The organism is Rhodanobacter sp. Root561 (assembly GCF_001427365.1).
Lineage (GTDB): Bacteria > Pseudomonadota > Gammaproteobacteria > Xanthomonadales > Rhodanobacteraceae > Rhodanobacter.
In genome coordinates this window covers 317,839-332,402 of record NZ_LMGH01000013.1, presented here as the reverse complement: position 1 = coordinate 332,402, position 14,564 = coordinate 317,839, and the positions used below count along the sequence as shown (strand labels likewise).

Annotated in this window: 13 protein-coding genes; 6 read left to right on the top strand and 7 right to left on the bottom strand. The window is 68.1% G+C overall.

Annotated elements, in window-relative coordinates:
- The first annotated feature begins 241 nt into the window (after window positions 1-241).
- The 3 genes from ASD55_RS18520 (at window position 242) to ASD55_RS18510 (ending at window position 2,023) form a co-directional block, all read left to right on the top strand.
- Entirely contained in the window at window positions 242-904 is a 663-nt protein-coding gene (locus tag ASD55_RS18520; protein ID WP_157599013.1) for a hypothetical protein, read from the top strand.
- Between the two features lie 31 nt (window positions 905-935).
- Complete coding sequence (locus ASD55_RS18515; RefSeq protein WP_157599012.1) at window positions 936-1,205, top strand: hypothetical protein; 270 nt, start codon at window positions 936-938, stop codon at window positions 1,203-1,205.
- A gap of 125 nt (window positions 1,206-1,330) precedes the next feature.
- Window positions 1,331-2,023, top strand: a complete 693-nt coding sequence (locus ASD55_RS18510; RefSeq protein WP_157599011.1) for a hypothetical protein — start codon at window positions 1,331-1,333, stop codon at window positions 2,021-2,023.
- Window positions 2,024-2,192: 169 nt separating this feature from the next.
- Here the strand turns inward: ASD55_RS18510 and ASD55_RS13720 are convergent, their stop codons facing one another.
- The gene (locus ASD55_RS13720) at window positions 2,193-3,959 is read right to left on the bottom strand and encodes an ABC transporter ATP-binding protein (protein ID WP_056766896.1); all 1,767 of its coding nucleotides are present in this window, start codon (window positions 3,957-3,959) and stop codon (window positions 2,193-2,195) included.
- Window positions 3,956-4,996, bottom strand: coding sequence for a serine kinase (locus ASD55_RS13715; RefSeq protein ID WP_056766895.1), 1,041 nt, complete (start codon window positions 4,994-4,996; stop codon window positions 3,956-3,958). Before ASD55_RS13715 ends, ASD55_RS13720 begins: the two co-directional genes overlap by 4 nt.
- Before the next feature lie 244 nt (window positions 4,997-5,240).
- Here ASD55_RS13715 and ASD55_RS13710 point away from each other — a divergent pair, with 244 nt between their 5' ends.
- The 3 genes from ASD55_RS13710 to ASD55_RS13700 all read left to right on the top strand — a co-directional run bounded on the left by ASD55_RS13710 (window position 5,241) and on the right by ASD55_RS13700 (window position 8,890).
- Window positions 5,241-6,755 carry a radical SAM protein gene (locus ASD55_RS13710; protein WP_056766893.1) on the top strand — a complete coding sequence of 505 codons (1,515 nt, stop codon included), beginning with the start codon at window positions 5,241-5,243 and terminating at the stop codon, window positions 6,753-6,755.
- Window positions 6,730-7,947 (top strand): nucleotidyltransferase family protein, encoded by a 1,218-nt coding sequence (locus ASD55_RS13705; protein ID WP_056766891.1) that lies wholly within the window; start codon window positions 6,730-6,732, stop codon window positions 7,945-7,947. The genes ASD55_RS13710 and ASD55_RS13705 overlap by 26 nt, the downstream gene beginning before the upstream one ends.
- 130 nt (window positions 7,948-8,077) lie before the next feature.
- The gene (locus ASD55_RS13700) at window positions 8,078-8,890 is read left to right on the top strand and encodes a class I SAM-dependent methyltransferase (protein WP_235577820.1); all 813 of its coding nucleotides are present in this window, start codon (window positions 8,078-8,080) and stop codon (window positions 8,888-8,890) included.
- Here the strand turns inward: ASD55_RS13700 and ASD55_RS13695 are convergent.
- Genes ASD55_RS13695 through ASD55_RS13675 form a run of 5 tightly spaced genes read right to left on the bottom strand, consistent with a single transcriptional unit; the run spans window position 8,852 to window position 14,564 of the window.
- Window positions 8,852-9,997, bottom strand: a complete 1,146-nt coding sequence (locus ASD55_RS13695) for a glycosyltransferase family 4 protein (RefSeq protein ID WP_056766889.1) — start codon at window positions 9,995-9,997, stop codon at window positions 8,852-8,854. The genes ASD55_RS13700 and ASD55_RS13695 overlap by 39 nt on opposite strands.
- Entirely contained in the window at window positions 9,994-11,130 is a 1,137-nt protein-coding gene (locus tag ASD55_RS13690) for a glycosyltransferase family 4 protein (RefSeq protein ID WP_157599010.1), read from the bottom strand. The genes ASD55_RS13695 and ASD55_RS13690 overlap by 4 nt, the downstream gene beginning before the upstream one ends.
- A gap of 2 nt (window positions 11,131-11,132) precedes the next feature.
- Entirely contained in the window at window positions 11,133-12,644 is a 1,512-nt protein-coding gene (locus tag ASD55_RS13685) for a radical SAM protein (protein ID WP_056766887.1), read from the bottom strand.
- A gap of 16 nt (window positions 12,645-12,660) precedes the next feature.
- Window positions 12,661-13,362, bottom strand: a complete 702-nt coding sequence (locus ASD55_RS13680) for a class I SAM-dependent methyltransferase (protein WP_056766885.1) — start codon at window positions 13,360-13,362, stop codon at window positions 12,661-12,663.
- Window positions 13,363-13,364: 2 nt separating this feature from the next.
- Window positions 13,365-14,564 (bottom strand): amidohydrolase family protein, encoded by a 1,200-nt coding sequence (locus ASD55_RS13675; protein ID WP_235577830.1) that lies wholly within the window; start codon window positions 14,562-14,564, stop codon window positions 13,365-13,367.

Here is a 14,564-nt window from a genome sequence, read left to right as displayed (position 1 = left end):
GCTTCAGCTGCAACACACGCCGCACTCCATCCAGCAAACGCGAACCCGCAGGACTGACCATACGGTTTATTCCTGCGTTTCCGGAGTCATAAGACATAGCACTTCACCTTGCGCGATATGCAAAGGCCGCAGCATCCGCAAGCACGCGTCAGGCCGCAGAATTTTCCTGCTTGACGCGCTGCAGGCCAAGCCTGAACATCCGTTGCATATACCCCGACGTGGGGTCCAATAAGCGTTAGGCATGCCATTCAACATTTCTGACGATGAAGCCCGAGAGATCGCCTTGACGCTTCGCCGTAGGCATAAGGATCTCGTGTGGAACGAGGAGTACCTGCTTAGTCTCATCGACGCCCAAGCGTCAAAGATGGATGTTTACTGGGCTGTGATTGGGCTGCGACACTGCGGCACCAGTCGCTGCATACCTGTTTTGAAGCGCTTAGCAACCCACCCAACTCAAGATGTAAAAGCCACGGCAATGCTAACTATTGCTCACATTGCCGGTCCGGATGAAACTCTCTATTACGCTGAGCGCCTCAACGATCCTGCGTATCGAGCGAAAGACTATGCACTATGGGCAATTGGCGATGTGGGCGACGCAAGAGCACTTGAAGCAGTTCATGCCTACATCAAGCGCAGAAAGAAATCATTGACCCAACCTCACCTAGATTGCCGGCTGCACATGGAACTGGTCGCATATATCTACCGGGCCGTGGGCGCAGCCGCCACCAAAGATTTGCTTCTCGGGCAGTATGCGTTCATTCGAGAGACTTTGGTCAGTAGCCCCACATTCAACCCATTCGCACGGGAGAATTTCTTGAAGCAGGTTCCGCAGCTTGAAGAGCTTTTTCAAGAGGGCATGCCTAACAATTCCTTCAAGCCGACGCCGCTTCGCGGCACGGCTTGAGTCAGGCGTTAGACGCCACAGGATTCGAGGCATGTCAAAAGAACCGACGGAGCAGCAGCGTTGCTTGGGTTTTTGCATCTGTATCGGTGTCGCCATCGGGTGTGGCCTCGGAATAGTCTTTGGCAATCTCGCTCTAGGTATCGGCCCTGGCATCGCAATCGGCATCGTGTTCGGAATTGCATTGGGCAAAAAGCACGCCGCAAAATCTGGCGACGGTGGCGGCAAAGATGATGCTGGCGGCGCCTACATTTCATTCGAGGCGGACGGCTGCGCCGCCGCTCAATTCCAGCGTCAGCCATGACAACAGCACTCCCCGCTCCCTACGTCTTAAGCAAATCGCGTCAGGCGCGTATGACGGAGGAGCTAGTCCATGCTCTTCGGCAAATTCCGCGAGAGCAGCTCAACTCTTGGGGTAGAGATTCTGCCGTGCTTTTTGGCAAGGTCACCTGGAGGCGTGCCAAAAATTTCGGCAGGCTTGTCGGACGGATATGCAAGGGCACTGTGGGCGAAATAACAGACGGCTACAACGCCCATCGCACCGGCAGTTTTGCGGACCACGCTAAAAGTCGCGCCCATGCAGCAAAAGAATCTATTTCCAGCGCCGGCGTCACAATTGCGGCATCAGCCAAGACGATCCAGGAAGATTTGCAATCAAATCCCCGAATCAACGCGCCAGCCCTTGTTGTGTCGACGTTGGCATTCTTGGTCGCGTCTGGAGGAGTGGACGGTGATGGCGGAGTACCCGATTTGGATCTGCTCGCAGGGATTGACGCGCATAGGTCCATCTTCACTCATTCAATTATCTCTGGCGCGGCCATTGAGACATTCTTACTGTCATCTGCTTCATTCGTAAGCATTGCTCATTCGTTTCTACCTGAGCGCCACGACCCGATCTGGGATTCAATAGCAAAGCACAAGGACCGTTACGTACTTGCTGCGTCCCAAGGTGCTTCGCTAGGTATTGCTTACCACCTATTCGTAGATAGCACCGCAGACATCGGCGCTTACCATGATTTGCCAGTGTCACTGCCTATTGAGGGGCACGAAGCAATTGCAGGCGCCAACGCAGCAGCAGAGGCCATTGACGTAAAGCACAAGGATCAAAAGCGTCATGGTTAACAGAGACTAAAGGGGACGTGGCTAATTAAGTTTGCACAGAGATCAGTGTCCGACGCGCCTGTGGGCTGCAAGCCCACGCAGACGTTTGACGCCGATCACATGCACGGTCGGGTAGTGCGGGAACGATCGCCGCGGGCCCGGGATCGACCGCACAGCGTCTGTCCATGACTCATACCAGCCTTTCGTGCGGGCGCCCACGCTCGCCATGCGTTTGCGGCTCAGCGCTGCGCAGGCCAGCCTTCGTGGAAACCGTGGCGACCAAGTCGCCGTCGATGCTCAGGCACTGGTCGGCGATCGTCGCCACGCTGGCCCGGTGCGATACCACGATGAGTATCGTGCGGGGCAATCGGCGCTTCATCGCGGCCAGTACGCGGATCTCGGCTGCAGCGTCGAGCGCGCTGGTGGCTTCGTCGAGCACGGCGAGGAACGGCTGGCGCAGAATCACCTGAGCCAGTAGCAGGCGTTGCAGTTCGCCGCCGGACAATCGGCTCGACGCGCTGTGCAGCGTGGTGTCCAGTCCATCCGGTGAATCGGCCAGCCGCTTGTCGAGGCCGACATCCAGCAGCGCGGCCTGCATCATCTCGTCGCTCGCTTCCGGCGCGGCCCAGTGCAGGCATTCGCGCACCGAGTATTGCCACGGACGCACGCTCTGGCTGACATAGGCGCCATGCCGCACCCGCTCGCGGTATTCGCCGAAGCCGATGGAATGTCCGTCGACCCGTGCCGCGAAAATCCCGGGCGGGCTCATGCCGGCCAGCACGTCGACCAGGCTGCTCTTGCCGATGCCGGAGTCGCCGGAAACCAGGGTCAGCTCGCCGGGCGCCAGGCGCAGGTGGCGGACATCGACAGCGGCCAGTGGCGGCGCCAGCTGCATCCGTTCGATGTGCAACGCTGTCCGATCCGCCGGCGCCGATGCCGCCGAAGAGCGCACCGCCTCCAGGCCCATGTAGCGCTGCCACAGCTCGAACGCGGGCGCAGCCGAACGCAATTGCTGGAAGCTCTGCCGGGTCGACACCAGGTACGGCAGCAGTCGCCCCAGCAGCAGGCAGGCCGCGATCAGCGCGGCCTGATCGACCCCGCGCCAGCGGTAGGCCAGCACGAAGACTGCCGCGATCCCGACCGCCGCCAGCAGCTCCAGCAGCAGCCGCCCGTTGGCGACGAGTTCCAGCTGGCGTCGATAGCCCTGGCCAAGCTGGGCGGAGATCGCGCCGTAGCTGTGCTTCTCGGCATCCTCGCGCTGGAACGAGCGCACGTGGCGCAGCCGTCGCGGGAAGTCCTCGCTGTGCCAGAACAGACGCGTCATGTCGGCGACGTACTGGCGACCGACCCGCGACTGTTCGCGACCGAACGCGCGCGAGGCGATCACGCCGAACACGGCAAACAGTGGCGTCGCCAGCATCAGCGGCGGACAGACCCAGAACGCCGCCGCCAGACTGACCAGCGAAGTGACGCCCGCAACCAGCAGTTGCTGCAGGGCGCTGAAACCCTGGGTAATGATTTCGACGTTGTAGGTGAGCACGTTGGCGATCTCGGCCGAGGTCGAATCCGCCAGCGCATCCAGCCGCGCGTCGAGCAGGCGCGCGTGCACCTGGCGGCGCCGGGTCATGCCGTAACGTGCGGTCAGGCGGGCGCCCAGGCGGGCGGTCGACCAGCGCAGCACGGCGAAGGCGAACGTGGCCGCCGCGAAGATCGCCGCCTGCAACTCCACGCCGCCGCGCGCGGCAAACACGCCGCCGGCGAACGTCCGCGCATGGCCGGGCTGCACCAGCGGCACCAGCAGCACGGCCGCGAGGCTGCCGGCCAGCGCGCTGGCCAGCGACAGCAGCACGTAGGCCGCGGTTTCCACCGTGTCGACGCGCGTGAATGTGCGTACCAGCGAACGCAGCATGTCGTAGCTGCGATCGCGCGTCGGCCGTGCTTCGGCGGACCGCTTCATGCGGGTGCGCCGACGGCAGGCAGCAGTTGGCGCAAGGCATCGACCGAAGAACGCGGATGGCGCCCGCGGCGCAGTTCGTGCACGCCTTGCGCGATCAGCTGCTGCTCGAAACGATGCCAGCCGGGCTGGCCGGACGCATACGGCTGATCCGTGCGCAGTCGCGCGGCGATCTCGCCGGCGGGAATCGGCGTGAGCAGGGCGGCGGGATCGTCGGCCAGCTGGCTGGACACGAACACCGCGCCGGCCAGCGCCAGCGGCTGCGGCGCCAGCCGGCCACGGGCCTGCCTCAGGTCGGCCTCGAATTTCTCGACGCCGCTGCGGCGGCGGATGACTGGCGCGCTCGCCACCCAGCGGCGGCTGCGCTCGTCATCGACGAACCGCAGCGCATCGGCCTGCACATGCAGGAAGTTGGCGACGCCGGTGGCCAGCATGCGTTCGGGCTGCACGAAGACGGCATCCTCGGCGAGGAAGTCCAGGCCGAGCAGCAGACTGTGCAAGGCCAGCGTCGACTTGCCCGCGCCGCTCGCGCCGAGCAGCAGGACGCCGCGCCCGTCGCGGCCGACGCAGGCGCCGTGCAGCGGCACCAGCCCCAGTCCACGCGTGGCCAGGGTGAACACCGCGAACTCGATGAGCTCGTAGCGCAGGTGGTAGGGGTGCAGCAGCATGTCGTCCGAGGCCACCACCAGCGCCTGCCGCTGCGCGGGGTCCAGCACCACGTAGTTCGCGGCGTCCATCACGCCGCAGATCAGGCCCGCGCCGGACTGCACCTGCACCGGCGGGGGTTCGGCCGTGGGTGATGGAGCCGGCCGCGATACCAGGCGCAGCTCGATGCGGAACGCCGCATCGGCCACCGGCAACCGCTGCGACGGCAAACCCGCGTAGGCGGCATCGACCAAGGCGAGCAGCGCCTCGCTGCCGCTCTTGAAGCGGAAACGGCCGCCCAGGATCTGTCGCTCCACCCAGGACACGGGGCCGCGCCGCTCCTCGAACGGGTCAGCAGGGATGTCGCGGACACCGGCGCAGGGAGTCAAGGTCATCGTCTCGATCAAGGTCCTGGTGGCGCGCCATGGCGAGGCCGAGGCGCCGCACGTAGCGGGCGTCTTCCTGCTGAGTGTCGCCGCGGGCGGCAAAGGTTGTGCCTGCACACCCCTGCGGACTTTTTTGCCGCGCGGGGCAACCGAAGCGGCGCGCTGGCGCACTCACCGGCAGCCAGCGCGGAAGCGGGAGCCGACGCGGCCCATGGCTGCCGTTGCTTCCCACGATGATCGAGGCCTCCAGCAGATGCTCAAGATTCAGGTCGGCCACTCCTACTTCCTGGCTTACGACCCGAAGCAGTGGGAGCGCGGCAAGCCTTATCCGCCGCTCGCCACGATCCAGGTCGCTGCCCTGCTGCGGCAGATGGGGCACCAGGTCGCGCTGTTCGACGCGATGCTGGCCGCGGGCGTGGAGGACTACCAGGCCGCGCTGCAGAGCACGCGGCCGGATGTGGTCGTCCTCTACGAGGACAACTTCAACTACCTGACCAAGATGTGCCTGGGCCGCATGCGCGAGGCGGCCTGCCAGATGATCGCCGAGGCCCGCGCCGACGGCGCGCGGGTGATCGTCGCCGGCTCCGACGCGTCCGACCACCCGGACGCCTTCCTGGCGGCGGGCGCGGATGCCGTGCTGATCGGCGAAGGCATCGCGGCCCTGATCGAACTGGTCGGGCGGCTGCAGCGCGACCCGGCCATCGACACGCCGCACTGGGTCGCGGGCATCGCCGGCGTGGCCACGCTGACCAACGGGCAGACACAGCTGACCCGCGTGGGCGTGCTGCCGCCGGACCCGCGGCTGGTCGGCCATCCCGCCTGGGACCTGGTCGACGTCGAACGCTACCGCGCGATGTGGCTCGAACGGCACGGTTACTTCAGCCTCAACATGGCGGCCTCGCGCGGCTGCCCGTTCCGCTGCAACTGGTGCGCCAAGCCGATCTGGGGCAACCACTACAACCAGCGCAGCGCCAGCGACGTGGCGGCGGAAATGACCTACCTGAAACGGACATTCCAGCCCGACCACATCTGGCTGGCGGACGACATCTTCGGCTTCCGCGTGGACTGGGTCGGCGAATTCGCCGGGCACCTGGCCGACGCCGACGGTTCGGTGCCGTTCACCATCCAGACCCGCGCCGACCTGATCAGCGAGCGGATGGCCGCGGCGCTGGAACACGCCGGCTGCGCCGAGGCGTGGATCGGCGCGGAGAGCGGCAGCCAGCGCGTGCTGGACGCGATGAACAAGGGCACCCGCGTGGCCGACCTCATCGCCGCCCGCGCACGGCTGGGCGAACACGGCATCCGGGTGGGCTTCTTCATCCAGCTCGGCTATCAGGGCGAACAACTCGTCGACCTGCTGGCGACCCGCGAGCTGATCACGCAGGCCGCGCCGGACGACATCGGCGTCAGCGTGTCGTATCCGTTGCCGGGCACGAAATTCTACGAACAGGTGAAGGCCCAGCTCGGCGCGAAGACGCATTGGCAGGACAGCGGCGACCTGGCCATGATGTTCCGCGGCGCCTACGACTCGGACTTCTATCGCCACGTGCGCGACCTGCTGCACGAGCAGGTCGTGCTGCAGCAGTCGAAAGCCGCCCAATCGCCGCAGCAGCACCGCGAAGCCCGCGCGGCGTTCGAGGCGCGATGGGCCGCGCTGATTGCCGACGAGCGCGCACACCGCAGCGAAGACGCCACCGCGCCAACACCCGCGACGACGCCCGACCATGCCGAACCGGCCCGCCATGCTGCCGCCGCTCAACATCGTTAAGGCGGGCCTGCGCCGCACCACCGAAGCGCTCGCCGTGGAGCTGGCGCTGTCGCGGCCGGGCGGCGCCACGCCGCCGTGGAGCGAAATCGAATGGCAGCTGGCCGCGGCGGTTGCCGCCGCGCACGGCGTGTCGCCGCTGCTCAGCCAGTGCTCGACCTGGCAGCGCCCGTCGTGGCGCCGCTTCCTCGACAGCCAGCGCGAGCATGTCGAACTGCGCCATCGGCGCATCGTCACCCTGCTGCAACGCATCGACGCCGCCGCGCGCGCCGCCGGGCTGGCCGTCTTGCCGTTGAAGGGTTCCGCCCTGCACGCGCTGGGACTCTACGCGCCGGGCGAACGACCGATGGCGGACATCGACCTGCTGGTGCGCGAAAGCGATGCCGCGGCGACGATCGCCCTGCTGCAGGAGCTCGGCTACGTGGAGTCGTTCGTGCAGTGGAAGCACCGCGTGTTCAAGCCGGCCGAGGGCGCGCCCGTTCCCGGGCTGGGCGAACACCGCGACACGCCGGTCAACATCGAGCTGCACACGCGCATCCAGGAGCGGCTGCCGGTCTCCACCGTCGACATCACCGGGCGGATCCATCCGCGCGTGCCGCAAGCGGGCTTGAACGACTACCCGTCGAGCGGCGCCCTGATGAGCCACCTGCTGCTGCACGCGGCGGGCAACATCTGCGGTCGCAGCCTGCGCCTGCTGCACCTGCATGACATCTCGCTGCTGGCCACGCGGATGGTCGCCGCTGACTGGGACGCCCTGTGGGAAGCCGCCGAGCCGCCCTGGTGGGCGCTGCCGCCGCTGCGGCTGGTGGCGCGCTACTACAGGAACGCGGTGCCCGAGGCGGTGTTCGCCCGGCTCGAGCGCGACTGTCCGCGCCTGCTGCGCACGGTCTCGCGGCGCCAGACCCTGACCCGGGTGTCGTGCTCGGAGCTGTGGCTGCATGCGCTGCCCGGCATCGAGTGGTCGCGCTCCGTGGGTGAAGTCGGGCGCTACGTCAGGAACCGGGTGCGACCGACGGAGGAAGCGATCCGGGAACGGGCCGACATGGTGCGGACCCAGTTGTGGCTGCAGGACCAGAGCTGGGTCACCACGAATCATGTGCGGCGCATCCTGACCTGGCTGACCCGGCCGGTGCCGCGGATGGACACCTTGTACGCGGTGCGCGCGGCGCTGGACTCCGCGGCGCCGGCGCCCTAGGCGCTTCCCGTCCATGATCGGGAAGCGAGCCGCGACGGATGCACGACGGTGGGACCTCCGGCTGCGCTGTCCCCGCTGCGGCAACGCCATCGACGCGCTGGACTGTGCGGCTTGCGGATATTCCATCGCGATGGACGATGGCATCACCCACGCGCTGCTGCCGGAATCGGCCACGCGCCTGGCCCGCTTCATCGCGGATTACGAGCGGATCAGGACGTCGGAAGGTCGCGGCAGCGAAAGCGAGGCGTTCTACCTCGCCCTGCCCTACCGCGACACCACGGCAAGGGATCGCGACCAGTGGCGGATGCGTGCGCGCAGCTACGACTACATCGTGCGGCGTCTGCTGGCAGGCAGTCGCGTGCTCGACCTCGGCGCGGGCAACGGCTGGATGAGTTATCGCCTGGCACTGGCCGGGTATCAACCGGTCGCGGTCGACCTGCTCACCAACGATCGTGACGGGCTGGGCGCGGCCCGCCATTACCGGACGCGGCTGCGGACACTGTTCCCGCGCTTCCAGGCCGAGATGCGCCACCTGCCGTTCGCCGACGCGCAGTTCGACGCCGCGGTGTTCAACGCCTCGTTCCACTACGCCGAGGACGGCGAGGCCTGCCTGCGCGAAGCACTGCGCTGCGTGAAAATCGGCGGCATGCTGATCATCGCCGACACGCCCTGGTACGCCCGCGACGAAAGCGGCCGGCAGATGCTGGCCGAGCGTCGCGAATTCTTCCTGCGCCGTCATGGCGTCGCGGCGGACGCGATCGCCAGTCTGGGCTACCTCACCGACGAGCGTCTGCGCCACATGGCGGACGCGCTGTCGATCCGCTGGGAGGTGCATCGCCCGTGGTACGGCCCGCGCTGGGCGCTGCGCCCGCTCATCGCGAAACTTCGCGGCCGCCGCGAGCCTTCAAGGTTTCGGCTCTACGTCGCCCGCAAGCCCGGCTGATGCCTGCGCCTCCATGCACACGTGGCGGTACAGCGCCTCGAACAGTCGCGCGGTGCAATCGGCGTCCTCGGCCAGCGCTCGGTGCTGCGCGGCCTCGGCCATGCGCTGGCGCCGTGGTTCGTCTGTAAGCAGCGCCCCGATCGCGTCGGCCAGCGCGCCCGCGTCACCGACCGGCACGCAGCACGCCGCCGCGGGCGACCACTCCACGAAGTGTCCGACCGCCGTGCCCACCGCCGGCACGCCGGCCACCGCGGCCTCCAGCAACACCAGCGGGCCGGCTTCATGCAGCGACGACATCACCAGCAGGTCGGCCGCCTCCAGCCACGGACGCAGTTCGCGTTGCGTCATGAAGCCGGGAAAATCCACGCAGTGTTCCAGCCCGAGCTGACGGGCCAGCTCCTGCATCTCGCCCTGCAAGGTGTCCACGCCGACGATGTCCATGTGGAACGCCAGCCCGGCGTTGCGTAAAACGGCCAAGGCCCGCAGCAGGGTCGGCTGATCCTTCACCCGGTTGAGGCTGGCGACGTGGATCAGCCGCGCCGGCCCGCCGCGCCGCGCGCGCGGTGCGAGCGGCGGCCACGCCTGCAGGTCGACGCCGAGCGGCACGCGTTGCGCCTCGATGCCGAGCGCCCGCAATGCGTCGATGATCGGCGCGCTGGCGGCCGTCACGACATCGGCGGCGCGCAGCACGCAGGCCTCGCGCAGGCGTCCCTTCCATTTTCGGCGTCCGCCGTAGTCGATCGCGTGCAGCGCGACCATCTCGCCGCCGGCGACATGCACCAGGCTGGGCAGCCGCAGCAGCCTGGCCGCGGCCACCGCGACCAGGCTGCACGAGCCGGAGAAGATCGCCTGGACCACGTCGAACGGCGCGCGGCGATGCTCGGCGCGGATCGCCGCGATCGCGCGCCACCGGGTCCAGCCGCTGCCGATGTTGTGGATGCTCGCGCCGGCGAGTTCCCAGCGACCCGGCGCAGCTTCCTGGTGCAGCGCGAAGACATGCACCTCGTGCCTGCGCGCCAGCCGCTCGATCAGCGCCAGCAAGGCCGGGATCACCCGGACCTCGCCGCTGCGATCCACCCCGCCCGGCAGCACCAGGGCGAGTTTCACGACGCGCTCCGGCGCCGCTCGGCGTGGACTTGCGCATAGGCCTCGGCCCACTGCCGGCCCACCGCGGCGAACGACAGCGCGGCGTCGAAATGCGCGCGCACCTGCGCTGGCGATGGCCGGCTGGCGGCGGCAGCGACCAGCGCTTGGGCCAGCTGCGCCGCATCACCACAGGGCCACAAGTGGCCGACGCCACTGCCGCCGAGCAGCGCGCGGAAGGAGGGAATATCCGTGACCACCGGCGTGACGCCGCAGGCCAGCGCTTCGAGCACGGCGTAGCCGCAGCTCTCGGCGCGGCTGCCCGAGACAAACAGATCCGCGGCGCGCATCAGCCCCTCGACCTGCGCGTGCGCCACCGTGCCCAGCAGATGCACGCGTCCGGCAAGTTGCGGATCACGCGCGACGCGCGCCTGCACCTCGCCGAGCAGCGGCGCGCTGCCGAAGGCGCACCACAACTGCAGGCCGGGCCGTTGTCGCGCCGCCAGCGACACGCCGTCGAGCACGCTCAACGGGTCCTTGCCGGGATTCAGGCGGCCCACCCACAGCACGCAGGGATCGCCCCGAAGACCCGTCTGCGTGCGCGCATCGGCGCGACTGCCCACGCTGAAGCGGCTGCTGGATTCGGGTATCGCGAAGTGGTGTGTGTGCGGACCGAACAGCCCGGCCCGGGTGAACGGTCGGGCCAGCTCGGGCGCGGTGAAGGCCACGCCGGCCAGCGCCGCATACCAGCGTCGCCACGGCGAACGGCGCCACCAGCGCGGCGGCCGATCGGCGTGGTCCTGCAGGATGATCGGCAGCCGCGGCAGGCATTGCGCGATCGCGAAGGCATCCTCGGCGAAGCCCAGGCTGTGCCCGTGCAGCACGTCGGCGTCGATGTCGCCGAGCAGGCTGGCGAACCGGCGGCCCCGGTTGGTCGCCGTTTCCAGTCCGCGGATGTCGACGAAGTGATAGTCGATGCCGTTGCGGGTGATCAGCTCTTCCCGCGCCGCCGCCTGGACCACCGACACCCGGGTGCCGGCGCTGGCCGCCGCCTCGGCGACGTCCACCAGCGAGTGCCATTGCTCAAGCACCTGGTTCGGCGCGAGGTCCTCGGGGGCCGGCAGGAAGTTGAGCTGCGCGACGTGCAGGGCCGCCATCGCTACGCGCCGGTGATTTGCGGCGTGCGCAGCTGCACGAAGCGATTGGCGATGTTGAGTTCCCACGGATGGTTGTAGCGCCGATGGCGATAACGCCACGACGCCATCGCGCTCAGGCTGCGCTTGGCCCAGTGGGGTGAACGCACATCCTGCACGGTGGGATAGCGGCAGCGCAGCACGGTGACGAAGTCGTAGATGCGCTGGCGCAGCTTGTCGCTGAGCCACGGCGCATCGGCATGGCAGGCGTAGTCCACCCAGCGACGTTGCGTCCATTCGTCCGGCGTGGAGGGAAACACCACCGGCTCGCCATGAAGGTCGAGCAGGGGCGCGGAAGGATGCTTGCCACGCTCCTTCTCGTGCTTGCTGCCCTCCGGCAGCGGCGTGTAGATGTAGGTGATGATTTCCGAGGCGGGATTGATGCGTTTCAATTCGCGGATGAACTCGAAGGTCAGTTCGGTTTCCTCTTCGGTGTTCACCGGCGGCGCCAGCATGAAGGAGAACTCGGGGATCACGCCGTGACGCTGACACAGCTCGGCCACCGCCAGGGTCTGGTCCGGCCGCGTGCCCTTGCGGATTTCCTTGAGCATCGCGCCGCTCGGTGACTCGGCGCCGATGTAGGCCATGCGCAACCGGCTCTTGCGCACCAGTTCCCAGGTGCTTTCGGAAAGCTTGAGCAGGGCGTCGGCGCGTGCGAAACACCACCAGGGCATTTCGAGCCGGGCCATGATCTCGAGCAGCGGGATCATGTCCTGTTCGCGGTCGAAGAAGTTGTGGTCGTAGAACAGGATGGAATCGGCACCGAGTTCGTACTTGAGGTAATTCAGTTCGCGCTCCAGCCGCTCCGCCGGCGGCAGCGCGGTCGCGCCGCCGAACATCGCCGCCACACCGCAGAACGTGCAGCGGAAGCGACAACCGATCGAGGCCTGGTGCACGGCGGTACGCCGGCCGAGAAAGGTGCTTGCCAGATACTTGTCCGGGTCGCCCAGCTTTTCATACGGCAGCACCAGCGCGGCATCGCCGTGCCGGAAGCTGCGATTGGGGTTGTGCACGACCTCGCCATCGCGGCGCCAGGACAAGCCACCGATCCTGCCCAGCGCCTCGTCGCCGCCGCCGCGGCCCAGCGCCGAGACCAGCTCGACCAGGCTTTCCTCGCCCTGCCCGCGCACCGCGTAATCCACATAGGGCGCAGCCAGCGTGGTGTCGGTATACAGCGTGGGGAAGTAGCCGCCCCAGATGATCGACATCGACGGATGATGCTCGCGGATCGCCTTCGACACGGCGATCGCCGGCGCCAGCTGCGGGCCGCCCATGATGCCGATGCCGATGGCGTCGTAATGCCGTTTCCCGGCGGCGGCCAGGGTCGCGTTCACCAGATCCCGATCGATGTTGCCGTCCACGATGTGGCTGTCGCCGAAGCGATCCAGTGCCGCGGCCAGGTTCAGCAGCGACAGCGGAAAGCGCGGACGCGTGGTGACCGTCGGGTTGATCAGCAGTGTATTGGGACGATGAGTCATCGGATGTCTCGGGTATTCAAACCGGCCGCCGCAGCCGGAACACCAGCGCCACGGGAACCTCCAGCGCGGCGCGGTCGAAGCGCGCATCGGCGGGGATGTCGGCCGGATCGAGCATCGGCTCCAGCACCTGCTCGATGCGCAGCCCGAGCGCGGCGCAGGCCGCGTGCCAGTGGCTGTACAGGTGCTGGGTGTGCTGCACGGCGTAGTGCCGGCCGTCCGACTTGAAATCGCGCAGCCAGCCCAGCGCATGCCCGATCGGATGCACGTCGCTGCACAGCAGCGTGCCGCCGGGCCGGGTCACCCGGCACAGCTCGGCCAGCGCTCGCTGCAGGTCGTCGAGATGGCCGACGACCAGGCCGCAGAGGGTCAGGTTCGCCCGCGCGTCCGGCACGGGCAGCGCCGCCAGGCTGCCCTGGATCAGGTCGACGTCTGCGGCGGCCTGCAACGCGGCCAGCTCCGCGTCGGCGCGCGCGAGCATCGGCGCCGACAGGTCCACGCCGATCACGCGCGCCGCGCCGCGGCGCAGCGCGTGCAGCATGTAGCGCCCGCTGCCGCAGCCGACGTCGAGCACGGCCGCTCCATGCAGCGTGTCCGGCATCAGCGCGAGCATGGCGCGCTCCTCCGCCCGCATCACCGGGTTGTGCGCACGGGCGGGATAGCTGGATGCCCACAGCGCATACGCCTCGGCCGGCATCAGCATCGAAGGACGCGGCCGCATGGCTAGCCGGCCTCCATGACGAGGTCGCGCGCGCGGTGCGCGGCCGCCAGTTCGAGGCCGGGTTCGAGCGCCACCAGCGCCGCTTCGGCCAGCGGTTTGGCCAGCAGTTTCGGCTTGCCGTCCAGCGTCACCGGCACGGTTTCCATGCCGGCGACGTCGAACCATTCGGCGAAATCCGGATCGGCGATGCGCGGCACGCCGTGGCGCACCACCGCACGGATCTCGCTGCGCCCGAGGCCGACCAGGCCGCAGCGTTCGTCGCCGCCGCGATCCTCGACGATCACCAGGTCCGCCGGCGTTCCCGCTGCCAGGCTGCCACTCGAAGGCAAGCGCAGGATGCGCGCGGCGTGGCTGGTGACCAGGCCGAGCAACTGGTCGGGACCCAGCTCGCCGCGAACGGCGATGCCGCGCATTTCATCGAGCAGGTCGCGCGCGCCGCTGAGCCGCGAGTCGCTGCCCAGCGCAAGCCGGCCCGCCGCGCACAGCCGTCGCGGGTCCAGCGATCGGCCGAGCAGGTTGCGATTGCTGGTCGGACACCAGACCACCGCCGCGTCGCGCTCGATCACCCGGTCGATGTCCTGCTCGCCCAGGCCGACCCCGTGGACCAGCACGCTGTTCGCCGCCAGGCAGCCCATCTCGTCGAGCCGGGCCAGTTCCGCCTGCGCGATCGCGTCGGTGCCCTCGGCCAGGTGGATCAGCCAGGGTCGGTCGGCGGGCGTGGCGGCGAAGCTCGGTTGCACCGGCGGACCGTAATCGGGCCAGCCCAGCGCGTAGCTCCAGCCGTAGTTGCGCAACAGCGTCACCGGAAAATTTGACTCGTCCAGCACCGGATGCCAGGGATCGTGATGCACCACGCAGGTGCTGCCGGCGAGCAGGTTCTTCAGCGCGCCGTGGCGCAGCCGCAAGGCTTTCGGCACCTGCAGCGCGGCGACCACCGCCGGCTCCGCGAAATGCTCACGGAAGGCGGCGATCCAGGCATAGCTGTTGGGGAACGGTGCGCGGGATGGCAGCGGCGGCACCGCGTTGACGTGCAGATGTTCGTGCGCGTTGATCAGGCCGGGAAAGACCAGGTGGTCGCGCAGATCGATCCGGTACGCCCGCGCCGCCAGCGAGGAACCGATCCGTCCGGCGCGGATCGGCAGCGGCACGCGCGAGCTGGCCTGTGCCGTGACCGAAACGGCCCGGCACAGGCTGACGTCCAT